General features: G+C 71.2%; 22 protein-coding genes. 9 read left to right on the top strand and 13 right to left on the bottom strand.

Annotation, left to right across the window (positions count from 1 at the left end):
* Positions 1 to 6: 6 nt before the first annotated feature.
* Positions 7 to 1,005 (bottom strand): LLM class flavin-dependent oxidoreductase, encoded by a 999-nt coding sequence (locus ACZ39I_RS08380; protein ID WP_467243677.1) that lies wholly within the window; start codon positions 1,003 to 1,005, stop codon positions 7 to 9.
* 84 nt (positions 1,006 to 1,089) lie between these two features.
* Here ACZ39I_RS08380 and ACZ39I_RS08375 point away from each other — a divergent pair, with 84 nt between their 5' ends.
* Positions 1,090 to 1,761 carry a nucleotidyltransferase domain-containing protein gene (locus ACZ39I_RS08375; protein ID WP_467243676.1) on the top strand — a complete coding sequence of 224 codons (672 nt, stop codon included), beginning with the start codon at positions 1,090 to 1,092 and terminating at the stop codon, positions 1,759 to 1,761.
* A 35-nt stretch (positions 1,762 to 1,796) separates the two neighbouring features.
* Here the strand turns inward: ACZ39I_RS08375 and rpmF are convergent, their stop codons facing one another.
* The 3 genes from rpmF to ACZ39I_RS08360 form a co-directional block, all read right to left on the bottom strand.
* Positions 1,797 to 1,967 (bottom strand): 50S ribosomal protein L32, encoded by a 171-nt coding sequence (rpmF, locus tag ACZ39I_RS08370; protein WP_467243675.1) that lies wholly within the window; start codon positions 1,965 to 1,967, stop codon positions 1,797 to 1,799.
* 72 nt (positions 1,968 to 2,039) lie between these two features.
* Positions 2,040 to 2,450 carry a (2Fe-2S) ferredoxin domain-containing protein gene (locus tag ACZ39I_RS08365; RefSeq protein ID WP_467243674.1) on the bottom strand — a complete coding sequence of 137 codons (411 nt, stop codon included), beginning with the start codon at positions 2,448 to 2,450 and terminating at the stop codon, positions 2,040 to 2,042.
* A gap of 52 nt (positions 2,451 to 2,502) precedes the next feature.
* A complete protein-coding gene (locus ACZ39I_RS08360; protein ID WP_467243673.1) occupies positions 2,503 to 3,702 on the bottom strand; it encodes a right-handed parallel beta-helix repeat-containing protein in 1,200 nt (399 codons plus the stop codon).
* Positions 3,703 to 3,805: 103 nt separating this feature from the next.
* Between ACZ39I_RS08360 and ACZ39I_RS08355 the strand changes: the two genes are divergently transcribed.
* On the top strand, positions 3,806 to 4,297 hold the full coding sequence (locus tag ACZ39I_RS08355; RefSeq protein ID WP_467243672.1) for a phosphatase domain-containing protein: 492 nt from the start codon (positions 3,806 to 3,808) through the stop codon (positions 4,295 to 4,297).
* Between the two features lie 8 nt (positions 4,298 to 4,305).
* Here ACZ39I_RS08355 and ACZ39I_RS08350 read toward each other — a convergent pair whose 3' ends face one another.
* Positions 4,306 to 4,521: a dodecin gene (locus ACZ39I_RS08350; protein WP_403654397.1), complete on the bottom strand. Its 216-nt coding sequence runs from the start codon at positions 4,519 to 4,521 to the stop codon at positions 4,306 to 4,308.
* Between the two features lie 58 nt (positions 4,522 to 4,579).
* On the opposite strand from ACZ39I_RS08350, the gene ACZ39I_RS08345 reads away from it, so the two are divergent.
* Positions 4,580 to 5,764, top strand: coding sequence for a MalY/PatB family protein (locus ACZ39I_RS08345; RefSeq protein WP_467243671.1), 1,185 nt, complete (start codon positions 4,580 to 4,582; stop codon positions 5,762 to 5,764).
* Between the two features lie 39 nt (positions 5,765 to 5,803).
* Here ACZ39I_RS08345 and egtD read toward each other — a convergent pair whose 3' ends face one another.
* From egtD to egtA, 4 genes are read right to left on the bottom strand one after another with little or no spacing between them, the layout of a single operon-like run.
* Positions 5,804 to 6,766 (bottom strand): L-histidine N(alpha)-methyltransferase, encoded by a 963-nt coding sequence (egtD, locus tag ACZ39I_RS08340; protein ID WP_467243670.1) that lies wholly within the window; start codon positions 6,764 to 6,766, stop codon positions 5,804 to 5,806.
* The gene (egtC, locus tag ACZ39I_RS08335) at positions 6,763 to 7,542 is read right to left on the bottom strand and encodes an ergothioneine biosynthesis protein EgtC (RefSeq protein ID WP_467243669.1); all 780 of its coding nucleotides are present in this window, start codon (positions 7,540 to 7,542) and stop codon (positions 6,763 to 6,765) included. The genes egtD and egtC overlap by 4 nt, the downstream gene beginning before the upstream one ends.
* Positions 7,542 to 8,873, bottom strand: coding sequence for an ergothioneine biosynthesis protein EgtB (gene egtB / locus ACZ39I_RS08330; RefSeq protein WP_467243668.1), 1,332 nt, complete (start codon positions 8,871 to 8,873; stop codon positions 7,542 to 7,544). The genes egtC and egtB overlap by 1 nt, the downstream gene beginning before the upstream one ends.
* Complete coding sequence (gene egtA / locus ACZ39I_RS08325; RefSeq protein ID WP_467243667.1) at positions 8,870 to 10,159, bottom strand: ergothioneine biosynthesis glutamate--cysteine ligase EgtA; 1,290 nt, start codon at positions 10,157 to 10,159, stop codon at positions 8,870 to 8,872. Before egtA ends, egtB begins: the two co-directional genes overlap by 4 nt.
* 288 nt (positions 10,160 to 10,447) lie before the next feature.
* Here egtA and ACZ39I_RS08320 point away from each other — a divergent pair, with 288 nt between their 5' ends.
* Positions 10,448 to 11,287: a TIGR02452 family protein gene (locus tag ACZ39I_RS08320; protein WP_467243666.1), complete on the top strand. Its 840-nt coding sequence runs from the start codon at positions 10,448 to 10,450 to the stop codon at positions 11,285 to 11,287.
* 39 nt (positions 11,288 to 11,326) lie between these two features.
* Here ACZ39I_RS08320 and ACZ39I_RS08315 read toward each other — a convergent pair whose 3' ends face one another.
* Positions 11,327 to 11,773, bottom strand: coding sequence for a type II toxin-antitoxin system PemK/MazF family toxin (locus tag ACZ39I_RS08315; protein ID WP_352384534.1), 447 nt, complete (start codon positions 11,771 to 11,773; stop codon positions 11,327 to 11,329).
* 50 nt (positions 11,774 to 11,823) lie between these two features.
* Here ACZ39I_RS08315 and ACZ39I_RS08310 point away from each other — a divergent pair, with 50 nt between their 5' ends.
* A complete protein-coding gene (locus ACZ39I_RS08310) occupies positions 11,824 to 12,252 on the top strand; it encodes a hypothetical protein (RefSeq protein ID WP_467243665.1) in 429 nt (142 codons plus the stop codon).
* A gap of 51 nt (positions 12,253 to 12,303) precedes the next feature.
* Here the strand turns inward: ACZ39I_RS08310 and ACZ39I_RS08305 are convergent, their stop codons facing one another.
* The 3 genes from ACZ39I_RS08305 to ACZ39I_RS08295 all read right to left on the bottom strand — a co-directional run bounded on the left by ACZ39I_RS08305 (position 12,304) and on the right by ACZ39I_RS08295 (position 15,595).
* Complete coding sequence (locus tag ACZ39I_RS08305) at positions 12,304 to 13,794, bottom strand: SPFH domain-containing protein (protein WP_467243664.1); 1,491 nt, start codon at positions 13,792 to 13,794, stop codon at positions 12,304 to 12,306.
* 131 nt (positions 13,795 to 13,925) lie between these two features.
* Positions 13,926 to 14,144 carry a hypothetical protein gene (locus ACZ39I_RS08300; protein ID WP_467243663.1) on the bottom strand — a complete coding sequence of 73 codons (219 nt, stop codon included), beginning with the start codon at positions 14,142 to 14,144 and terminating at the stop codon, positions 13,926 to 13,928.
* A gap of 2 nt (positions 14,145 to 14,146) precedes the next feature.
* A complete protein-coding gene (locus tag ACZ39I_RS08295; protein WP_467243662.1) occupies positions 14,147 to 15,595 on the bottom strand; it encodes an amidase in 1,449 nt (482 codons plus the stop codon).
* A 254-nt stretch (positions 15,596 to 15,849) separates the two neighbouring features.
* Here ACZ39I_RS08295 and ACZ39I_RS08290 point away from each other — a divergent pair, with 254 nt between their 5' ends.
* From ACZ39I_RS08290 to ACZ39I_RS08275, 4 genes are all read left to right on the top strand, one after another.
* Positions 15,850 to 17,229: a glycoside hydrolase family 43 protein gene (locus ACZ39I_RS08290; protein WP_467243661.1), complete on the top strand. Its 1,380-nt coding sequence runs from the start codon at positions 15,850 to 15,852 to the stop codon at positions 17,227 to 17,229.
* A 151-nt stretch (positions 17,230 to 17,380) separates the two neighbouring features.
* Positions 17,381 to 19,360: an APC family permease gene (locus tag ACZ39I_RS08285; RefSeq protein ID WP_467243660.1), complete on the top strand. Its 1,980-nt coding sequence runs from the start codon at positions 17,381 to 17,383 to the stop codon at positions 19,358 to 19,360.
* Between the two features lie 95 nt (positions 19,361 to 19,455).
* A complete protein-coding gene (locus tag ACZ39I_RS08280; RefSeq protein ID WP_467243659.1) occupies positions 19,456 to 21,039 on the top strand; it encodes an FMN-binding glutamate synthase family protein in 1,584 nt (527 codons plus the stop codon).
* 17 nt (positions 21,040 to 21,056) lie between these two features.
* Positions 21,057 to 22,820 (top strand): thiamine pyrophosphate-dependent enzyme, encoded by a 1,764-nt coding sequence (locus ACZ39I_RS08275; RefSeq protein WP_467243658.1) that lies wholly within the window; start codon positions 21,057 to 21,059, stop codon positions 22,818 to 22,820.
* The last annotated feature ends 19 nt before the right edge of the window (positions 22,821 to 22,839 follow it).

The raw sequence follows: 22,839 nt of genomic DNA, 5'->3' as shown, positions 1-22,839 counted from the left end.
ACGACTCTAACCGGAGGTGATCGCCGCCAGCCGCCGATAGGAGTCCAGCAGGGCCTCGCGGTCGTACGTACTGGTCGTGACCAGCACCTCCTGCGCCCCCGTCTCCTTCAGGACCGTCTCCAGCTCGTCGGCGACCTGCTCCTCGGTACCCGCGATGTGACCGGCGAGCCCGGACTCGTACAGGCCCCGCTCCCTGTCCGTCATCGGAAGTGTCTCGACGCGCTCGGCGGGCGGCAGGGGCGGGAAGGTGCCGTGGGTCCGGGAGTACGCCATCGACCAGGCCTCCGGGATCAGCAGGCGCCGCGCCTCCTCAGGGGTGGCGGCCACCGCGACCGTCCCGGAGATGACGACGTACGGCTCCCCGGCCCATGGAGAGGGCCGGAAATGGGCGCGGTAGTGGTCGATGCCGCGCTGCATCTTCTCCCGGTTCCGGAGGTCGCCGATGACCATCGGCAGGCCCGCGCGGGCCGCGATCGCGGCCCCCTCGCCCATGGCCAGCACGAAGGGCGGCACGGTCAGGCCCTCGGCGGGGCGGGCGTGCACCCCGGTCGGGGAGGTGCCGCGGAACCAGCCCAGCAGTTCCTCCAGCTGTACGGCGAAGTCGTCGGCGTCGTCCTTGTCGCGGCCCAGCGCCTTGCGCACGCCGCCGGTGAAGCCGACCGAGCGGCCCAGGCCCATGTCGATCCGGCCGGGGAAGAGGGACTCCAGCACCCCGAACTGCTCGGCGACGACCAGGGGTTGGTGGTTCGGCAGCATCACACCACCGGTGCCGACCCGGATCGTGTCAGTGGCCGCGGCCACGGCGGCCGCCAGCACCGTCGGCGCGGAGCCCGCGACCCCCGGCACGCCATGGTGCTCCGAGACCCAGAAACGGTGGTAGCCGAGTCCTTCCAGCTCCCGCGCCAGCCGGACGGTGTCCTGGAGCGCCTGCGCGTTCGTGCCGCCCTCGCGGGTGCGGGAGCGGTCGAGGACGGAGAAGCGGGTGGCGGCGGTCAGGGAACTCACACAGGGTTCAACGCCCGCCCGGATGCGGTATTCCCGCCGAAAACCGGATGACCGCGGTCGCCGCAGGTCAGCACAATGGGCCGGGTGACCGTTCAGAACATCCTGCTCTCCGGCATCGTCGGCTCGACCGCGTACGGACTGGCCCGCGAGGGCTCCGACGTGGACCGGCTCGGCATGTTCGCCGCGCCCACCGAGACCCTGTTCGGCCTGCACACGCCGAAGGAGTCCCACGTCACCACGGCGCCGGACCGCACCTTGCACGAGGCGGCGAAGTGGTGCCGGCTCGCCCTCGGCGGCAATCCGACCGTCATGGAACTGGTGTGGCTGCCGGACGAGCTCTACGAGGTGCGCACCCCGCTGGGCGACGAACTCATCGCCGTCCGGGGGTCCTTCCTGAGCGCCCGGCGGGTCCGGGACGCCTATCTCGGGTACGCCGCCCAGCAGTTCAGGAAACTGGAGAGCCGGGCCGGCGACCACCGCACCGCCAAGCACGCCCGGCACCTGAAACGGCTCTGCCACCAGGGCCTGGAGCTGTACACCACCGGACGGCTCTCGGTGCGGGTCGAGGACCCCGAGGAGTACCACCGCTTCGGGGACGCCGTCGCCGCCGACCCGGCCTCGGCCCGGTCACTGCTCGCCCACTACGAGACCGCGTTCGGCGAGTCCCGCAGCGCGCTGCCGGACCGGCCCGACGAGGCACCGGCCGAGGCGTGGCTGCGCCGCGTCCGCGCGGAGTTCTACGACACGGCGGCGTGAGCGGGGGCTTCAGCTGAACCGGCTGCCCCGGGCCCTCAGTCCTCGGGGCGCAGCAGGCCGCGCTCGTACGCCTTGACCAGGTGCTGGGGGACGAGATGGGCGACGCCGGCGATCGTGACGGGCACCAGTTGGGTGGTGGTGGCCTTCCACTGCGCGCGGCGGTGGCGGGTGTTGCTGCGGGACATCTTCCGCTTCGGGACAGCCATGACGGGAACCTCTTCGGTGGCCTCGGTGGATGGGCACCGAGGACGCTACATGAAAATGGATCCCATTAACAGTCAGCGGCGGCGCCGGGAGCGCACCCGGGCCTCCCTCGGCGGCTCGATGAACTGCAGCTCCAGCGTCGGCGGCGGCTCGGCGACCCCCGGCCCGCCCGCCGCCGCCCACCGCACGACCTCCTCGGTGCCCTCGTCGTCCATGACGAACCCGATCCAAGCGGCCCGGCCACCCGCCCTGCGCCCGGCCGCCGAGGGCCGTACGACGATGACGTTGGCCTGGTCGCAGGGGCCCAGACAGTCGGTCGTACGGACCTGGAAGCCGTGCTCGGCGGCGCCGGCCCGCAGCAGTTCCAGCTGCCAGGTGTGGTCGGTGCCGGGGTGCTTGCGGGCGTCGCCGCAGCAGCAGCCCCGGCAGACGACGAGGGTGCAGGGGCCGGAGCCGGTCAGGAACGTACGGGGCGTCGAGGGCATGGGAGAAGCATGATCCATACGCCTCGCGCCCCGTGCCACCGGGTCGGCCGGATCAGAACCTCGCTCCTACGGCGGCCCCGCTCCGCGGCACCAGGAACGACGGCGCCGACGGCAGTGAACCGTCGGCCCCGCGCGCGCCCGTGAGGGGCGTCGGGTCCGTGCTGAGTACCGAGGACGCGTTCCACGTGCCGCCCAGATCCCAGGAGTTGCCGCTGGAGACGGTCGCCGAGCCGAGTGCGGCCGCCTTCGAGTCGGCGACGGACAGGTTCGCGGTCAGCTTGGCCTTGCCGCCCGAGACGTCGGCGTCGAAGCCGGTGCCGCCGTTGGCCCACGTCGAGTTGCGGGTCAGGACGAGGGCACCGGTGTTGCCGTTGTCCGTGATGCCGTGGGCGGCGTTCTTGAAGGCGACCGAGTTGCGCACGGTGTGCGCCACCGCCGGAGCCGGACTGCCGCCGCCCAGCTTGAAACCGTTGCCGTCACCCGCGAAGTCGGGGAAGTTCCAGCGGTTGAACCCGTTGCCGTAGGTGATGGTGTTCTCGATGACGACCGGCGAGGTGAACTTCCAGTCGTCGAAGCCGTCGTCGACGTTGTTCCACAGCCGGGCGCCCCGCACGACGTTGCCGGTGCCCGAACCCTCCTTGATGGCAAGGCCGTCCGCGCTCTCGCCGTTCTTGCGCGGGTCGCGGTTGGCGTAACTGTCCAGGTTCAGGATCTGGTTGTTGCCGGAGGCGCCGTGGAGCTGGAAACCCGACTCGTAGTTGTCGTGGGTCTTCAGACGGGCGAAGACATTGCCGTTGCAGCCGTCGCAGTAGACCCCGTACGGGCCGTTCACGATCTCCAGGTCCGAGATCCGCCAGTAGGACGCCTCCTGGTGGATCGCCCCGCGTTCGGCCCGCGGGATGCTGCCGCCGACCGGGGTGTGGCTCGCGGCCAGCTGCTCACCGTCGATCACCACCCGCTCGCCCTGGTAGGCGCCCAGTGAGATGGGCTGGGACGCGGTGCCCGAGGTGGCGATGGTGATGTTGTCCGTGAGGGCGTACGTCCCGCCGCGGACGGCGATGGTGTCGCCGGGCTTCGCCAGGTCCACGGCCCGCTGGACGGTCCGCAGCGGCTGGGCGAGCGTGCCCGGGGCGGTGTCGTTGCCGTTCGTCGCCACGATCAGGGTCGTCGGCGCCGCGGATGCCTCGGTCACGGGTAAGGCCAGGGCCGCGCCCACCAGTACCGCCGTCCAGATCGCCGTGTTCACACGCATGGAGTCTCCCGCCTCGACCGACTGTTCTCTCCTCGGTCAGTGGCCGCCCGGGGCGGGAAGGTTGCCGGGCCAGGATCCGTCAGAGGGCCCTAGGGTGGGTGAGGTGACCGACAGCAGCAAGCGCCCGCTCGCCGTGTTCGACCTGGACAACACCCTGGCCGACACGGCCCACCGGCAGCGGTTCCTGGAGCGCAGGCCGCGCGACTGGGACGGCTTCTTCGCGGCCGCGCCCGAGGACCCGCCGCTTCCTGAGGGCATCGCACTGGTGCTGGAGAGCGCCGAGGAGTGCGAGGTCGTCTACCTCACCGGTCGGCCCGAGCGCTGCCGACGCGACACGCTCGCATGGCTCACCGCGCAGGGGCTGCCCGAGGGACGCGTGCACATGCGACGCAACGACGACCGGCGGCCCGCCCGGCGCACCAAACTGGAGATCCTGAAGCGGCTCGCCCGAACCCGGGAGATCCGGGTCCTGGTGGACGACGACGAGTTGGTCTGCGAGGACGCCCGACGGGCCGGATTCACCGTCGTACAGGCACGCTGGACCGCCCCTTCCGCGACGCTGGAGGTGGCGCAGGAGCGGGAGGGGCGGACCTGAGAGCCGTGTCAGTCCGACTCGTCCAGGCGGAAACCGACCTTCAGTCCCACCTGCCAGTGCAGGACCTGCCCGTCCTCGATCTGGCCCCGCACTTGGGTCACCTCGAACCAGTCGAGATGACGGAGGGTCTGCGAGGCGCGGGTGATGCCGTTGCGGATCGCCTGGTCGACGCCGTCCGGCGAGGTGCCGACGATCTCGGTCACCCGGTAGGTGTGGTTCGTCATGGTTCCACCGTGCCCCAGGCAGCCGTGGAGCGCGAGCCGTCCGGCCTATCTTTGGCCCATGGACGGTCTGCCCCGTGACATCCCCGCGCCCACTGCCGTGAACCCCCTGCGCCGGCTCACCCTGGAGCAGCTCCGGCGTCGTACGAGCATGAAATGGCGGACGTACCCCGAGGACGTGCTGCCGCTGTGGGTCGCCGAGATGGACGTCCCGCTGGCCGAACCGGTTGCGCGGGCCGTCCGGGACGCCGTGGCGCTGGGCGACACCGGGTACCCGGCCGGGACGGCGTACGCCGAGGCGCTGGCCGGCTTCGCGAGCGAGCGGTGGGGCTGGGACGGGATCGCCGTGGAGCGTACGGCGATCGTCCCGGACGTGATGCTGGGCATCGTCGAGATGCTGAAGCTGGTGTCCGGACCGGGTGATCCGGTGGTCGTCAACTCGCCCGTGTACCCGCCCTTCTACCAGTTCGTCGGGAACATGGACCGGCGGGTCGTCGAGGCTCCGCTGGGTGGGGACGGCCGGATCGATTTCGCGGTCCTGGAGGACGCCTTCGGGCGGGTCCGGAAGGACGCGGCCCGGCCCGCGTATCTGCTGTGCAGCCCGCACAACCCGACCGGCGCCGTGCACTCGGCCGCGGAACTGGCGGAGGTGGCGGCGCTGGCGCGGACCTACGGGGTGCGGGTCGTGGCCGACGAGATCCATGCCCCGCTCACGCTGGCGGGCGCGACGTTCGTGCCCTACCTGAGCGTTCCCGGCGCGGGAAGCGGGCTGTCGCTGATGTCGGCGTCAAAGGCGTGGAACCTGGCCGGACTCAAGGCCGCCGTGGCCGTCGCCGGGCCCGACGCGGCCGACGACCTCGCGCGCCTTCCCGAAGAGGTCGGTCACGGCCCCAGCCACGTCGGCGTCATCGCCCACACCGCCGCGCTCCGGGACGGCGGCGCCTGGCTCGACGCCCTGCTCACCGGCCTCGACGACAACCGCCGGCTGCTGGCCGAACTGCTCACCGAGTCGCTGCCCGCCGTGCGCCACGAGCCGGCCCAGGCCACCTACCTCGCCTGGCTGGACTGCCGTGCGCTGGATCTGGGCGACGACCCGGCGGCCGTCTTCCTGGAGCGCGGGCGGGTCGCCCTGAACTCCGGCGTCCCGTTCGGCACCGGGGGCGCCGGCTTCGTCCGGATGAACCTCGCGACCTCGCCCGAGCTGATCACCGAGGCGGTACGGCGGATGGCCGCCGCCCTCGACTGACCGCGGGGGCCGGCGCGAACCGGCCCCCGCGGGTCCGCGCTACCGCACGACGCTCAGCGACAGCGCGAACCGGCCCTCGCTGTCCGTCCACCAGTGGGCCAACTCCAGCCCTACGGCGGCCAGTTCACTGCGGACGCCCTCCTTGCGGAACTTCGCCGAGATCTCGGTGTGCAGCTCCTCGCCCGCCGCGAAGTCGACGGCCAGGTCGAGCGCCGGGACCTTCACGGTCTGGTCCGTACGGGAACGCAGCCGCATCTCGATCCACTCGTTCCCGGAGTCCCACAGGGCCACGTGGTCGAAGGCGCCGGGATCGAAGTCGGCGCCCAGCTCGCGGTTGACGACGGTCAGGACGTTCTTGTTGAACGCGGCCGTCACCCCGGCCGCGTCGTCGTACGCCTTGACCAGCACGTTCTCGTCCTTGACCAGATCCGTGCCGAGCAGCAGCGCGTCACCGGGGGAGAGCAGCGAGCGGACGGAGGCGAGGAACGCGGCGCGCTCGACCGGCAGTAGGTTGCCGATCGTGCCGCCGAGGAAGGCCACCAGACGCGGGCCCGGTGTCCCCGGCAGGGACAGACCGGCCGTGAAGTCGGCGATCAGCGCGTGCACGCTCAGCTCCGGCCGCTGGGTGATGAGCGCGTGCCCGGCCTGGGTGAGCGCGCTCTCGCTGACGTCGACCGGGACGTAGGTGTGCAGCCCGGTCAGCGCGTCGAGCAGGTACCGGGTCTTCTCCGAGGAGCCGGAGCCCAGTTCGACCAGGGTGCGGGCGCCGGTGGCCTGCGCGATCTCGCCGGAGCGCGCGACGAGGATCTCCCGTTCGGCGCGGGTCGGGTAGTACTCGGGCAACTCGGTGATCTGCTCGAAGAGTTCGCTGCCGTGGGCGTCGTAGAACCACTTCGGCGGCAGCGTCTTGGGCGTGTGCGTCAGGCCCTTGAGGACATCGGCGCGCAGGGCGGCCTCGGTGGCGTCCTCGGGCAGGGTGCGGGTCAGCAGGAACGGACTCACGTGCGGGGCTCCTCGGATGGTTCCACGGACGGTTCCTTGAGCGGGGTGAGCAGGATGTCGGTGCGGCTCGCCGCGAGCAGCGTGCGGTCCGGGACCTCCTGCCAGTGCGGATCGTCGTCGTACGGCTCGGAGGCCACGACCGTGCCGGCGCCGGGGCGTCGGAGGTACCAGAGGGTGTCGCCCCAGGCGGTCGCCGCGATGGACTCCCCGTTGGTCAGCAGCAGGTTGAGCCGGGAGCCGGGGGCCGCCTCGGCGACCTCCAGGACGGTGTCGGCCAGCGCCTGGCCCTCCTCGTCGCCGCCGCGCAGCCGGTTCAGGACCAGGGCCCACACGAACGCCGAGTCGTTGCGGGCCTCCATCGACAGCAGATCCGCCGGAGGGAGCGAGGAGGTCAGGGGGGCCAGGGAACCCGGCCAGCCCTTGACCGCGCCGTTGTGGCTGAACAGCCAGGGACCCGCGGCGTACGGCGCCGCGGCGGCCTCGGCGTCGGCTCCCGCCAGGGTCGCGTCCCGTACGGCGGCCAGGACCGCCCGGCTCCTCACGACCCGGGCCAGATCGGCGAAGGACAGGTCGGCCCAGATGGGCCCCGCCCGCCGGTACCGCGCCGGGGCCGGGTCGCCCTCGGCGTACCAACCCACCCCGAAACCATCGGCGTTGACGGTGCCGTACCGCTGCCGCCTGGGCGCCCAGGACTGGTGGTACAGGCTGTGCGGGGGCTCCACGAGGAGCCGGCCGAGCGGCTCCTCGGGTCCCAGGTAGGCCAGATGCCGGCACATCAGACGGCTCCGGAGGAACGGGCCGTGCGGAAGCCGGAGAAGATCTGCCGCCGGATCGGATAGTCCCAGTTGCGGAAGGTGCCCCGGCAGGCCACCGCGTCCACGGCGAACGAACCGCCGCGCAACACCTTGTGGTCGGGGCCGAAGAACACCTCCGAGTACTCCTTGTACGGGAACGCCTGGAACCCGGGGTAGGGCTCGAAGTCGCTCGCCGTCCACTCCCACACGTCACCGATCAACTGCCTTACGCCGAGCGGTGACTCGCCCTCCGGATAGCTGCCGGCGGGGGCGGGGCGCAGGTGCCGCTGACCCAGGTTCGCGTGCTCGGGTGCCGGGTCGGCGTCGCCCCACGGGTAGCGCGTCGAGCGGTCACCGGCCGGGTCGTGGCGGGCCGCCTTCTCCCACTCCGCCTCGGTGGGCAGCCGCCGCCCGGCCCAGCGGGCGTAGGCGTCGGCCTCGTACCAGCACACGTGGACCACCGGCTCGTCGGGCGGCACGACCTCGGTGACGCCGAAGCGCCGGCGCAGCCACTGCTTGCCGTCGCGGCTCCAGAACAGCGGGGCGTGGATGGAGTGCCGGCGGATGTGCGCCCACCCGGCCGGGGCCCACCAGCGCTCGGTGTCGTAACCGCCGTCCTCGATGAACGCCTGGTACTCGGCGTTTGTCACCGGAGTGGTGTCGATATAGAAGGCGTCCACCTCGCGCCGGTGCGCGGGGCGTTCATTGTCCAGGGCCCACGGCTCGTCGGAGGTGCCCATGGTGAACGGGCCACCGGGGACGAGGACTTCGGCCGGGCCGGTGAACAGCGGAGCGGGTTCCGGGTCCGGGGCGGTCAGGGCCGGCGGTCCCGTGCGGAGCTGATGGGTGATCAGCATCGTCTCGTCGTGCTGCTGTTCGTGCTGGGCGATCATCCCGAAGGCGAACCCGGCCTCGGTGAGCCGGGTTCCGTGCAGCGCGGTGCCCTCCAGGACGTCCAGGACCCGCCCGCGCACCTCCGCGGCGTAGCGCCGGGACTCGCCGGGCGACAGCAGGGGCAGGGTGGGGCGCTCGGAGCGCGGGTGCTCGAAGGCGTCGTAGATGCCGTCGATCTCGGGCCGTATCGCCTCCTGCCCGGCGACGGTCCGCAGCAGCCACTGCTCCTCCTGGTTGCCGATGTGGGCGAGGTCCCACACGAGCGGCGACATCAGCGGCGAGTGCTGGGCGGTCAGGTCGGGGTCCTCGACGCAGCTGGTGAGGAGTGTCGTACGGTCCCTGGCGGTGACCAGGGTCGTCACGGCCCGCTCGCGGAAGGTCTCGGGATCGGCGGACAGGTCGGCGGTGGGGTCGGTCATGTGCGGATTTCCCTCCCGAGCGAACCGTGCGTGCGGTCCAGCAGATCGTCGGCGGGGCAGCGGCCCCGGTTCACATAGCGGTGCACGAACGCCCCCACGGCGTCCGTGACCTCGGTGGTGGCGCCGAGCCGGGGCAGGGCCTCCAGGGCCGCCGAGAAGCACGCGACCGCCGCCTCGTGCAGCTCCGGGTCGGCCAGGCCGTGCCGGGCCGCGTCGATCCACAGCGGATTGTGCGGCGCGGGCAGCGACGCGGTGCGCTCGGCCAGCGGCTTCACCACGCGGTAGGCGGTCTCGGCGGTCTCCGGGTCGTCGAAGAGCGCCGTCGTCACGGCGAGCGGGACGATCCAGCCGTCCTCGCCGGGCTGGGCGTCCATCATGCGCAGTTCGAGATGACCGCGCGGTCTGACCGGCGGGAACAGGGTCGATATGTGGTAGTCGAGATCCTCCCGGGTCGGTGGCCTGGGCGCCCCCGACCTGGCCCACTCCCGGAAGGAGAGCCCCTCCGGGACGTCCCAGGGGCCGCTGTCCCGCCGTATGCACATCACGGGCGCGTCCAGGACGTGCCGGGCCCAGGCGTCGCGAGGGTCGGCGTCCAGGTCGGGGCCGCCCGCCCGGTCCTTGCCGATCTCGGTCCACCGCAGCTGGCGGGTCGAGAGCCAGCCGGTGGGTTCGGACCCGGCGAGCGGGGAGTTGGCGAAGGCGGCCACCAGGACGGGGCCCAGCTGGTGCGCCAGCCACCAGCGGCGTCCCAGGCCCAGCGGGCCGGGCTCCTCGTGGCCGGCGTCCACGCACACCTGCACGGAGGCCGAGGTGCACATCATGGCGCGGCCGGCCGGTCCGGTGCGGTCGAGGCAGGTCTCCATGGCGTCGTAGCGCGGTTCCCGCAGGTATCGGCGGGGCGGATGCCAGGGGTCGTGGCCGAGGCCGACGAGGCCGAGTCCGTGCTCTGCGAGAGCCGTCCGGACGGCGGCGAGGTCGGCGGAGACGGTACCGATGCACTCCATCAGGGAGTCGGCGGGCTGCGAGCTCAGCTCCAGCTGGCCGCCGGGTTCGACGGTGAGCGCCGACGTCAGGGGCACGGTCCGCAGTGCGGCGTAGGCCGCCGCGAGTCGTTCGGATGTGACGGGGAGCCGCGGGCTGCGCAGCTCATGGACGAGCCATTCCACTTCCACCCCGATACGGCGGGGCGGGCCGGTCTTGAAGCAGATGCCGCGGACCAGGGCCTCGAGCTCTGCTTCGGGGAGCGACGTACGGGGCTTCGTACAGTCGCTTGGTGAGTCGGACATGTCGGGATCCTCCTGAGATTCCACCATGCCACCGGTCCGGGGATCAGGTGGGTCGGGCCGGCAACGCTCGTTCCACCCAAGACCCTCAAGTCGTTCCGCACAAGGGGGGACTTCCTCGCATTAGGGGCTGTGGATCTCTGTTTCCCAGGGTTTTCAAGGTGTTTTCCGGTTGTACCCGGCGTCGAAAACTCGTTTGCACCGCATCCCCCGCATCACCGACCATTCCTGCATGGGCACGACGGGGGAGGCCGCGCGGCGAGCGGTCATGGCGCTTACGGGGGTGGCGCCATGAGCGCGCGCCTGCGCGGGATCGCGCGGGAGACGGAACGGATCGTCGCGGCGGGGCACTATCGCGCACCGGACGGACGCGAGGTCTCCGTGGCCGCCGAGATCGAGGCGGCGCGAGCGGGGACGCGGATGTACGGACCGGAACTCGTGCGGGCGCCCGGCTTCACCACCGTGGAGACGTGCGTGGAGGTCACGGGCGAGAGCAGCCTCGAAGCGGCCCGTCGGCTGGGCGGGCGGACGGCCGTGCTGAACTTCGCCTCGGCCCGCAATCCGGGCGGCGGTTATCTGAACGGCGCCCAGGCCCAGGAAGAGGCCCTGTGCCGCGCGTCCGCGCTCTACACGTGCCAGTTGCGGGCCCGCGCGTTCTACGACCATCACCGGGCCCACCGCGACCCGTTCTACACGGACCGCGTCATCCACTCGCCGGCCGTCCCGGTCTTCCGGGACGATGACGGCCGTCTGCTGGAGTCGGCGTACCTCGTGGGGTTCCTGACGGCCGCCGCCCCGAACGCCGGGGTGGTGCGGCGGACGGCGCCCGAGCGGGTCGCCGAGCTGCCGCGGGCCCTCGCGGCACGGGCCGAGCAGGTCCTGTCGGTGGCCGTGGGGCAGGGCTACCGACGGCTGGTGCTGGGCGCCTGGGGCTGCGGCGTCTTCCAGAACGACCCCGCGCAGGTGGCGGGGGCGTTCCGGACGCTCCTCGGGCCCGGCGGACAGTTCTCCGGTGCCTTCGAGCATGTGGTGTTCGGGGTGCTGGACCGGACGCGGGACGCGGTGGTGCGAGCGGCGTTCGAACGGACGTTCGCGACGGAGTGGCCAGGTCGGTTGGTCCAAAAGGGTTAGCCGTCAGGGCCGGCCGTAGCCCTCGGAAGGTGTTGGCCGTCAGGTCCAGCCGTACCGCTCGTGCAGCCGCTGCCTGACCAGGTTGAACCGTCCCCGGTCCAGCGCGCACGCCTCCCTGCGCATGCCCTCCTCGTGCAGCCGCAGGACACGGTCGACATCCACCCAGGAGTCCCGTCCGGTCCGGTCCCAGGGCCCGCTGCCGATCGGCACCCACTCCCGGTCCCCGTCGTGCCGCTTGCTCGACAGCTGTACGGCGAGGAAGGTGCCGGCCGCCTCCCGGGCGACCACGAGCACGGGTCGGTCCTTGCCGCGTCCGTCGTTCTCCTCGAAGGGCACCCAGGTCCACACGATCTCCCCGGGATCGGGGTCGCCGTCGTGCGCGGGGGAGTACTCGGTGCGCACCCGGCCGACCTGGCGCGGGTCGGTCTCGGCGGTGGCGGTGGCGCCGAAGCGGCCGGGGACGTTCTCATCGGTAAACGCAGTCACGGGGGCACCTTAAGGCGTCCCGAACGGGGGCGGGGGGTACGGTCGATCGGATGAACGCAACGTCGGCCGCGACCGCGAGCGCGGTCACCTTCGTGTGGCTCGGGATGGTGCTGGCGATCTCCTTCCTGGAGGCGCCGCTGAAGTTCCGCGCCCCGGACGTGAGTGTCCGGATCGGTCTGGGGATCGGGCGCCTGGTCTTCCGGGCCCTGAACCTCGTGGAGTGTGTCCTGGCCGCCGCGGTGGTCGTCGCGGTCGCCGCCGGGGACGCACCGGGGCGCGTCATCGCCTGGACCGCGGCAGCGGTGGCCGTGCTCATCGTCCAACTGGCGGTCATCCGACCCCGCTTGAACCGCCGCTCCGACCGCGTCCTGGCCGGCGAGGACCTGCCCCGCTCGCGCGGACACCTCCTCTACATCGCCTTCGAGGTGGCCAAGGTCGTCGCGCTGCTCGGCCTGGGCGTCACGCTGTCGGCGCTGTGAACACAGGCCGGCCGGGGCCCCTTTCCGCAAGGACCCCGGCCGGCCTGCCCGTTACTCCTGGACGGGCACCTTCTGGACCGGCACCTTCTGGGAGGGTGGCGACGCCACCCCGTTGAGCGAAGCGCCGTTGACGCTCTGCCCGTTCTGGTTCATCGAGGCCAGCAGCTGACGTGCCAGACCCAGACCGGTGCCGCCCATGGTGAGCGCCTTGGCGAACATGTCCGCCATGCCGTCGGCGCCGTTGAGGATCACCATGTTGTCGGCGTTGCCGAACGCGGACGCACCGGCCCTGACGATCTCCGGCCAGTTCTCGGCCAGTTGCTGGGCGACGACCGCCTCCTGGTTCTCGGCGAGGGCGGCGGCGCGGGCCTTGATGGCCTCCGCCTCCGCGAGACCCTTCGCCCTGGCCGCCTCGGCCTCCGCGAGACCCTTGGCCTGAGCCGACGCGGCCTCGGCCTCACCGGTGGCCCGGGTCGACGCTGCCATGGCCGTACCGCGGGCCTTGGTCGCCTCCGCCTCGGCCATCGCGGCCGTCTTGACCTGGGTGGCCTCGGCCGCGGCGGCGAGTTCGGTCTCCTTCGCCTTGGCCTCGGCCGCGGAGATCCGCGCGTCGCGCTCGGCCTCGGCGAGCGTGCGCTTCTCGTAGGCCTTGGCGTCCGCCGGCTTGCGGACGTCCGCCTGGAGCTGCTGTTCCCGCCGGTTCGCCTCCAGTTCGGCGATCCGGGTCTCCTGGACCACGACCTCCTGGCGGGCCGCGGCGTCGGCGAGCGGACCGGCCTGGCGTGCCTTGGCACCCGCCTTGTCCCGTTCGGCCTGGTAACCGGCCTGGAGGATCTCGCTGTCCCGGGTGGCCTGCGCCATCCGGGCGTACGCCTGCTGCTCGGCCTCGGTGGCCAGCCGGTTCGCCTCCGCCTGCGCGATCCTCGCGTCCCGCTGGACGGCGGCCGCGTGCGGCATGGCCAGGTTCTGCATGTACCCGGTCGGGTCCTCGATCTCGTGGATCTGCAGCGAGTCCACGATCAGACCCAGCTTCTCCATCTCCGTGCCACAGGCCGCCCGGGTCTGCCCGGTGAGTTTCTCCCGGTCTCGGATCATGTCCTCGACCGTCAACCCGCCCACGATGGACCGAAGATGACCGGCGAACACGTTGTGCACGCGCTCCGACATCAGCTTCTGCTGGTCGAGGAAGCGACGGGCCGCGTTGGCGATCGACACGAAGTCGTCGCCCACCTTGAAGATGACCACGCCCCGCACCTTGAGCGGAATGCCCTGGTGGGTCACGCAGTCCACATGCAGTTCGGTCTCGTTCAGGTCGAGCGACATCTTGCGCACCGCCTGCACACCGGGCAGCACCAGCGTGCCGCGCCCGGTGACGATGCGGAATCCCATGCCCGCCTCAAGACCCTCGGTCTTGTGATTGGACCCGGAGATGACCAGTGCCTCGTTGGGTTCCGCGACACGCCACATCAGCTTGAACAGACCGATCAGAACGGCGATGGCGGCTACGGCCACCCCCGCAACGACGCCGACAATCATCGGCATACGCCCCCTTTGCATGGTGCCCTTTCGGCACCGAACGAAGGGAGTGTGCGCCTGTCCGAGGCCGCGGTGAAGACGCCGGCGGATCCTTGTCGAAACCTTGATACACGCCTCTCACCTGCGCGTGAGCAGGCTCAACTGTCGTACGCCGACTGCACGTAGACCGTCCTCGGCGGCAGGTACTCCACCACCATCACCACCGTGCCCCGCTCGATCCGGTCCGTGGCGGTGGCCGGGTGGGCGAGGAAGTGCTCGGCGCCGCCCCGCACCCGGACGATCACCTCGCCGACGAGCCCCGGCCCGATCGTCCCCGTGACCCGCCCCATGAGCCCGACCATCGACGCATCGTCCATGGTCACAGGGTACGGGCGGAACGCGGTCGGACGGCCGGGGAATCCACGGCCGCCTCCTTGGGCGGCCACGTCTCGTGCCAGCGCAGCGCGTCCTCCAACTGCGCCGCCAGCGACAGGAGAAGCGGTTCACTGTTCGCGGGTCCGAGCAACTGGGCGCCGACGGGCAGGCCGCCGTCGACGAACCCGGTGGGCACGTTGACCCCGGGCCACCCGAGGACGTTCCACGGCCAGGCGTACGGACAGGCCGCGATCATCGCCCGGTCGGTGGCCAGCCCGCCCAGCTCCAGCATCGCCCCGATGCGCGGCGGGGGAGCGGCCGTGGTCGGGGCGAGGACGACGTCGTACGAGGTGAAGAAGCCGCCGATACGGCGGTGCAGGACCGCCTCCGCGCGCCGCGCCGCCCTGAGCGGGACTCCGCCGAGCAGTCCGCCGAGCCGGGCCGCGGCCTGGGTGCGGCGGTCCAGGAGCGTGGGGAAGGGCGCCTCGCGGACCCGTTCGGCGATCCCGGCCGTGGCGCGCGGGATGAAGGTGAGCCCGATCTGTCCGTACGGCGGATCGGCCTCCTCGACCAGATGCCCCAACGCGCTCAGCTTCTCGGCGAGTTCGACGACCCGCGCCCGTACCTCCGGTTGGAGCCGGGCGGGCAGCGCGGTGAACGGCGGCTTCAGGGCGAGCGCGATACGCAGCCGGCCGGGGTCCCGGCCGACCGCCGCGGAGGCGTCGACGGCGGGCGGGCGATGCGGGTCCAGGGGATGGTTGCCGGCGGCCGTGTCGAGCAGGAGGGCCGCGTCGGCGACCGTGCGGGCCAGCGTGCCGTTGACCGTGATGCCCTGGAAGGACTCGCCGCGTGGCCAGGTCGAGATGCGGCCGCGTTGCGGCTTGATGCCGACGAGGTGGGTCCAGGAGGCGGGGATCCGTACCGAACCGGCCCCGTCCGAGCCGAGCGCGGCGGGCACCAGACCTGCGGCGACGGCCGCGGCGGACCCGCCGGACGAGCCGCCCGGCGTGTGCTCCGGGCTCCATGGATTGCGGGTCGCGCCGAAGGCCGGGCCCTCGGTGAACGGCCACTGCCCGAACTCGCAGGTGTTGGTCTTGCCGACGATCACGGCCCCGGCCGCGCGCAGCCGCCGTACCGCCTCACCGTCCCGGGCGACCGCCGGGAACTTCCCCTGGCAGCCGAACGCGGTGGGTTCACCGGCCACGTCCATGTCGTCCTTGACCGCGACGGGCACACCGAGCAGTGGTTTCCGTACACCGGCGGCCAGTTGGGCGTCCGCGGCCTCCGCCTCGGCGAGGGCGGCCCGCGTCCGGACGACCCGGAAGGCGTTGAGCGAACCCTGGGAGGCCTCGATCCGCGCCAGGGCCTGCTCGACGAGCGCCCGGGAGGTGATCGTGCCGTCGGCCAGCGCGCGGGCGGTCTCCACCAGGCCTGCGGAACGGTCGTACGTCATACGGGGCACCTCCGGGACTCCGGGACGACGTTGCCTACCGAACGGTAACGTCGGAAAGCGCTTCGCCGGAACGTATCCCCGGCGGCAGCGGCTGTCCGGCAGGCGCCACAGCCATCTCACAGCGCTCACCAGCTCATGCGCAAAGCATTGACGCGTTCGGGTCACAGCCCTACCTTCTGATCGACTTCCCGAACCTCGTTCGGTATGTCGGACATTTCGAGCCGCGTTGTGTCCTTGCCCCAGGGAGAGCCGCCGTGACCACACGACCCCACACGCCGTCCCGCCGCACCCTGCTGCGCGCGATGGCGGCCCTGCCCGCCTCCGCCGTCCTGCTGGGTGAACTGCCCGGCGCGGCCTTCGCCGCCGCCCCGCCGAGCGGTTCCGCGACCCGCTACACGATCGTGCCGTTCCTCAACAGCAACGACGGCACCGTGAACGTCTACCAGTCCGACGACGCCACCGACTTCCGGCTGCTCAAGTCCTCCGCCTACACGCCTCCCAGCAACAGGATCCGCGACGCGAGCGTCTTCAAGCACACCGACGGCTACTACTACCTCACGTACACGACCCACACCTGGCAGGACGTCAGCACCACGATCGGCTTCGCGCGCAGCTCCGACCGGGCCAACTGGACCTTCCTGTACGACTACACGGTCCCCCTCGCCAATCTGTCCCGCGCGTGGGCACCGGAGTGGTTCGTCGACAGCGACGGCAGCGTGAACGTCATCGTGTCCTGCTCGCTCACCAGCGACGAGTGGATCTTCACGCCGTACCGCCTGAAGGCGACCAACTCCGCCCTGACGGCCTGGAGTTCACCGGTCGCCCTGGCCGGGATCGGCGCCAACCACATCGACACGTACATCGTGAAGAGCGGCTCGACCTACCACGCCTTCACGAAGAACGAGACGACGAAGTACATCGAGTACGCGACGGCGTCGTCCCTGACCGGCCCCTACACGATCTCCAGGACCGGCGACTGGGCCGGCTGGGGCAGCTACCGCGAGGGCCCGTCCGTGATCCAACTCGACAACGGCGGCTGGCGGATCTTCTTCGACGGCTACGGCGACGGGAACTACTACTACAGCGACAGCTACAACACCTTCGCGACCTGGTCGGCCCCGACCGCGCTGCCGGTGGTCTCCGGCACCGCCCGCCACTTCACGGTCATCAAGGAGACGGTCTCCGGCGGCCCCTCGCTCGCCAAGAACGTCACACGTTCCTTCCAGTCGGCCAACTACACCACGCGGTACTGGCAGAACCAGTCCTCACTGCTCAACCTCCCGGTGGTGACCGGCTCCAGCACGGCTGCCGAGAAGACGGCGTCCACCTTCACGGTCGTCGCGGGCCTCGCCGACTCGGGCGGCTACTCCTTCCGCGACTCCTCCGGCAACTACCTGCGCCACTGGGACTTCCGCGCCCGCTTCGACGCCAACGACGGCACGTCGACCTTCGCCAAGGACGCGACGTTCATCGCCCGCACGGGCACGTCCTCGGGCGCGATCCGCTGGGAGTCGTACAACTATCCCGGGTACTACCTGCGCCACTACAACTACCAGCTCCGGCTGGAGCGGACGGCGGGGACGGACCTGTTCCGGCAGGACAGTTCGTTCGTGCCGGTGGCGGCTTGGGGCTGAGCTGCACCGCTGCCGGCCTGGGTCAGCGGCACGGCACAGTCTGTTGGCTCCCCCCCCCGGTAGGGAGAAGGTTGCCCGAGGCCGCATACTCGGTGATCGTTGCGGGCTGTGGGGCCCGGCACGCTGGGCGGGCTGAAGGGTGTGGGGGGACATGACCGACGTGGACGATCTGGCCGCTGTGGACGTGGTGGAGGATCCCGACACGACGGGGCGCCGAAGTGGCGCTCTGGGACAGTGGTTGCTGCGACACCGGGTGCAGGCGGTCAACCCGGCGGCGGAGGCAGGCGCCGGGGAGGCTCATGCCTGGTGGAAGGTGATGTGCCTGACCGGCGTCGACTACTTCTCCAGCCTGGCCTACGTGCCGGCGATCGCCGCGCTCGCGGCCGGTGCGGTCTCGCCGCTGGCCACGCTTCTGCTCGTGCTGCTGACCCTGGTGGGGATGCTGCCGATGTACCGGCGGGTGGCCGGCGAGAGTCCGCACGGGGCCGGATCGGTGGCGATGCTCGAGGACCTGCTGCCCTTCTGGCGGGGCAAACTGTTCGTCCTGGTCCTGCTCGGGTTCGTGGTGACCTCGTGGATCATCACCATCACCCTCTCCGCGGCCGACGCCTCCGTACATCTGGTGGAGAGTTCCTACGCCCCGCATGCTCTGCAAGGACATGAGGTCGTCATCACCGTGGCGCTCCTCGTGCTCCTCGGCGGGGTCTTCCTGCTCGGGTTCAGCGAAGCGGTGAGCGTGGCCATCCCTCTGGTCGCCGTCTTCCTCGCGCTCAACGCGGTGACCATCGGCGTCGGCCTGGTGGATGTGTTCACCAGCCCGGACGCCTTCTCGACCTGGACCGGCGCACTCACCGAAGGCCGCGGGTTCGGTGACCTGGCCGAGCCCGCGCTGCTGGCCTTCCCGCTGCTGGTGCTGGGGCTGTCCGGTTTCGAGACCGGAGTGAGCATGATGCCGCTCATCTCCGCCGAGGGCGAGACCGCCGAGCAGCGGCTCAAGTCCCGCGTCCGCAACGCTCGCAGACTGCTCACCACGGCCGCGCTCATCATGAGCGTCTACCTGCTCGCCGCCAGTTTCGTGACCACCGTCCTCATCCCGCACAAGGAGTTCGAGGCGGGCGGTGCGGCCAACGGCCGGGCTCTGGCCTGGCTGGCCCACGAACACGTCGGAGAAGCCTTCGGCACCGCCTACGACGTAAGCACCATTCTGATCCTCTGGTTCGCGGGCGCCTCCGCGATGGCCGGACTGGTCAACATCGTCCCGCGTTATCTCCCCGGCTACGGCATGGCCCCCGAATGGGGTCGCGCGGTGCGCCCCGTCGTCCTGGTCTACACGGTTCTGTGCGTCGTCATCACCATCGCCTTCGACGCCGACATCGACGCCCAGGCCGGCGCCTACGCCACCGGCATCCTCGCCATGATGGTCTCCGGGGCCTTCGCCGTCACCGTCTCCGCGCTGCGCCGCCGCCAACGCACCCTGTGCGTGGGATTCGCCGCGCTCACCGCGGTGCTGCTCTACGCGCTGGTGGCCAACATCGTCGACAAGCCGGACGGCATCACCATCTCCGCGATGTTCATCGTCGGCATCATCATCATCTCGCTGGTCTCCCGCATCTCACGCACCACCGAACTGCGCGCGGACAAAATCGTGTTCGACGAGTCCGCCCGCCAGTTCATCAGGGACACCCTCGCCCACGACAACGCCATCAACATCGTCGCCAACCGCCGCGAGGCCGGGGACGGCGCCGAGTACGCCGACAAGGAACGCGAACAGCGTGCCATCAACCCGGTGCCCGGCCTCGCCGACATCCTGTTCCTGGAGATCGACGTCGTCGACCCCTCCGACTTCAGCGAAACCCTCACCGTCCACGGCGTCGAAGTCGACGGGCACCGAATCCTGCGAGCCGAAGCGCCCGCGGCTCCGAACGCCATAGCCGCGATCCTTCTCACCCTCCACGACACCACCGGCGTCCAGCCGCACTGCTACTTCGCCTGGGCGGAGGGAAGCCCTCTGACCCACATGTTCCGCTACTTCCTCCTCGGACGCGGAGACACGGCCCCCGTCACCCGCGAGATCATCCGCCGGCACCAGCCCGACCCCACCCGCCGCCCCGGCATCCACGTCGCAGGCTGACACCACGGTCGGAAACGAAGCCAGTAGGTCCTGTCTTGCAGGTTTCTTGACGAAAGGGCAGGACTGGACAGCTGGCGCACGGCAATGAGCGAGGAGTGAAACGCATTGCGATCGTCGTCCTCGCTCTGGCCTCCGGCATGGTGGCGGTTGTTGCCGCGGTAGGTCTCTCACCCTGGTGGTGGGCGGCTGCCGTACCGCTCACCCTGCTGGGTCTGCTGGGTGCGGCGGACCTGTTGCAGCGCCGGCATTCGGTGCTGCGCAACTATCCCGTCCTGGGCCACGCCCGCTTCCTTCTGGAGCGGATCCGCCCGGAGTTGCAGCAGTACTTCATTGAGCGGAACTTCGACGGGCGCCCCTTCGACCGGGATGTCCGCACCATCGTCTACGAGCGAGCGAAGGGCACCGACGCCGAGCAGCCGTACGGCACCGAACGGGACGTCTATCTGCCCGGCTACGAGTTCCTGGTGCCGTCGATGGCGCCGTGCCCGGTGCCGACGACGCCTCCGCGGGTGCGGATCGGCGGACCCGACTGCGCCCGCCCCTACGACATGGCCCTGCTGAACGTGTCGGCGATGAGCTTCGGCTCGCTGTCCTCCAACGCGATCCTCGCCCTCAACGGCGGCGCGGCGGCCGGGGGTTTCGCCCACGACACGGGGGAGGGCGGCCTGTCGGAGTACCACCTGAAGCCGGGTGGGGACCTGGTCTGGGAGATCGGCACCGGCTACTTCGGCTGCCGTACCCCGGACGGCGACTTCGACCCCGCCGAGTTCGCCGACAAGGCCGCCCACGATCACGTCAAGTGTGTGTCCCTGAAGCTCTCGCAGGGCGCCAAACCGGGCATCGGCGGAGTCCTGCCGGGGGCGAAGGTCAACGCCGAGATAGCGAAGGTACGGGACGTGCCCGAGGGGCGGACGGTGATCTCGCCGCCGTACCACAAGGTGTTCTCCACCCCGCGCGAACTCGTCCGCTTCATCGCCCGGATGCGCGAGCTCACCGGTGGCAAGCCGACCGGATTCAAACTGTGCGTGGGCTCGCGCGAACAGTTCCTCGCCGTGTGCAAGGCCATGCTGGCGGAGGGCACGGCCCCCGACTTCATCATCGTGGACGGAGGCGAGGGCGGCACCGGAGCCGCTCCTCTGGAGTTCGCCGACCACGTGGGAACCCCGCTGACCGAGGGCCTGCTCACCGTGCACAACGCCCTCGTCGGCGCGGGCCTGCGCGACCGGATCAGGATCGGGGCGAGCGGCAAGATCGCCACGGGCACCGATCTGGTGAAACGTCTGGTGCAGGGCGCCGACTACGGCAACGCGGCGCGGGCGATGATGTTCGCCGTCGGCTGCATCCAGGCCCAGCGCTGCCACACCAACACCTGCCCCACCGGGGTGACGACCCAGGACCCCCGACGCGCCCGCGCCCTCGACGTCCGTGACAAGACGCCGCGCGTCCAGCGCTTCCAGGAGGCGACCGTGGCCAGCGCCCTGCAGCTCATGGCGTCCATGGGCGTCACCGATCCCGCCGACCTGCGTCCGCACATGCTGCGCCGGCGCATCGATCCGTACACCGAGCGCTCCTACGAGGAGCTGTACGAGTGGCTCGAACCGGGGCAGTTGCTCGCCGAGCCGCCTGCCGCCTGGGCGGCCGACTGGACCGCCGCCGATCCCGACCGATTCACCGTCTGAAAAACCGGAGGACTCACGTGGCCCGCACCGTCGCCCGCGTCATCGTGGACGCACTGAGCGAACTCGGCGTGCACCAGGTGTTCGGCGTCGTGGGAGACGCGCTGAACCCCCTGACGGACGCCATTCGCACCACCGAGAACCTGGAGTGGGTGGGTTGCCGGCACGAGGAGGCGGCGGCGTTCGCCGCGAGCGCCCAGTCGCAGCTGTCGGACACCCTCGGTGTCTGCATGGGCACGGTCGGACCCGGTTCCGTCCACCTGCTCAACGGACTGTACGACGCGGCCAAGAGCCACACCCCCGTCCTGGCGATCGCCGGGCAGGTACCGCTCGCCGAACTCGGCACCGACTACTTCCAGGAAGTCGACAACGACGCGCTCTTCAGCGATGTGGCCGTCTTCCGCGCGACCATCACCTCTCCCGACCAGCTGCCGCAGATGCTCGAGACGGCGGTGCGTCACGCCCTCGGCCGCAAGGGGGTCGCCGTCCTGACCGTGCCCGGCGACCTGGGCGAGCGCGAAGTGACCTCGGACCGCCCGGCCCGCTTCTCCCTGAACGCCCCGCTCAGCCGGCCCGAGGAATCCGCCGTACGGCAGGCCGCCGAACTCCTGGACCGCTCCGAGCAGGTCACGCTGCTCGTCGGACGGGGCGCACGCGGCGCGCGCGAGGACGTGCTGGCCCTCGCCGACCGGCTGGCCGCACCCATGGTGCTCACGCTCAAGGCCAAGGAGGGCTTCGAGGGCGACACCAATCCGTTCCAGGTCGGCCAGACCGGTCTGATTGGCAACCCGGCCGCCGCGTCGGCCCTGCAGGACGCGGACACCCTGCTGCTCCTGGGGACCGACTTCCCCTACCGGGACTGGTATCCGGAGGGGAAGACCGTCATCCAGGTGGACACCGAGCCCGCCCACATCGGGCGGCGCGTGCCGGTCGACGTCGGTCTCGTCGGCGACACCGGCGTGACCGTCCGCGACCTCCTCACCCATCTCGCCGCCGCGCCCGCCGGGACGGACGGTGCGCGGGACCGCTCGCACCTGGAGAAGGCACGTGAGCGCTTCGAGCAGTGGCGCGAGGGCCAGGCACGGCTGGCCGACCCGGCACACGACAGGGGCCTGCTCGGCCGGGTGCGTTCCTCCCTCGACAACCGCACCCACGACATCCGGCCGGAGGCGCTGGCGGCCGTGGTGGACCGGCTCGCCGACGACGACGCCGTCTTCACCTCCGACACGGGCATGGCGACGGTGTGGCTCTCGCGGTTCGTCGAGATGCGGGACGAGCGGCGGCTCATCGGCTCCTACAACCTCGGCTCCATGGCCAACGCGATGCCGCAGGCGCTCGGCGCCCAGTGCCTGGACCGCGAGCGGCAGGTCGTGGCCTTCTGCGGGGACGGCGGGCTGAGCATGCTCCTCGGCGACCTCATGACACTGAAGACGCACCAGCTCCCCGTGAAGCTCGTCGTCTTCGACAACCGCCGCCTGGGCATGGTCAAACTCGAACAGGAACAGGTCGGGCTGCCGGAGTTCGGCACCGTCCTGGACAACCCCGACTTCGCCGCCGTAGCCACCGCCATGGGCATCCCCGGAATCCGGGTGACCGACCCCGCCGACCTGGAGAAGGCCGTACGCCGCGCCTTCGCCACCCCCGGGCCTGTCCTGCTCGACGTACTCACCAACCCGGACGAGATCGCGGTGCCGGCCAAGCCGACCGTCGAGCAGGGCTGGGGGTTCGCCGTGGCCAAGGTCAAGGAGATCGTGCGCAGCCATGGAGACGACAGCGCGCGCTGAGACGGCGGCGTGATTGCGG

The sequence above is a fragment of the Streptomyces sp. NPDC024687 genome (assembly GCF_055559055.1).
The sequence above is the reverse complement of the archived record's forward strand: the minus strand, read 5'-3'. Positions and strand labels throughout refer to the sequence as shown.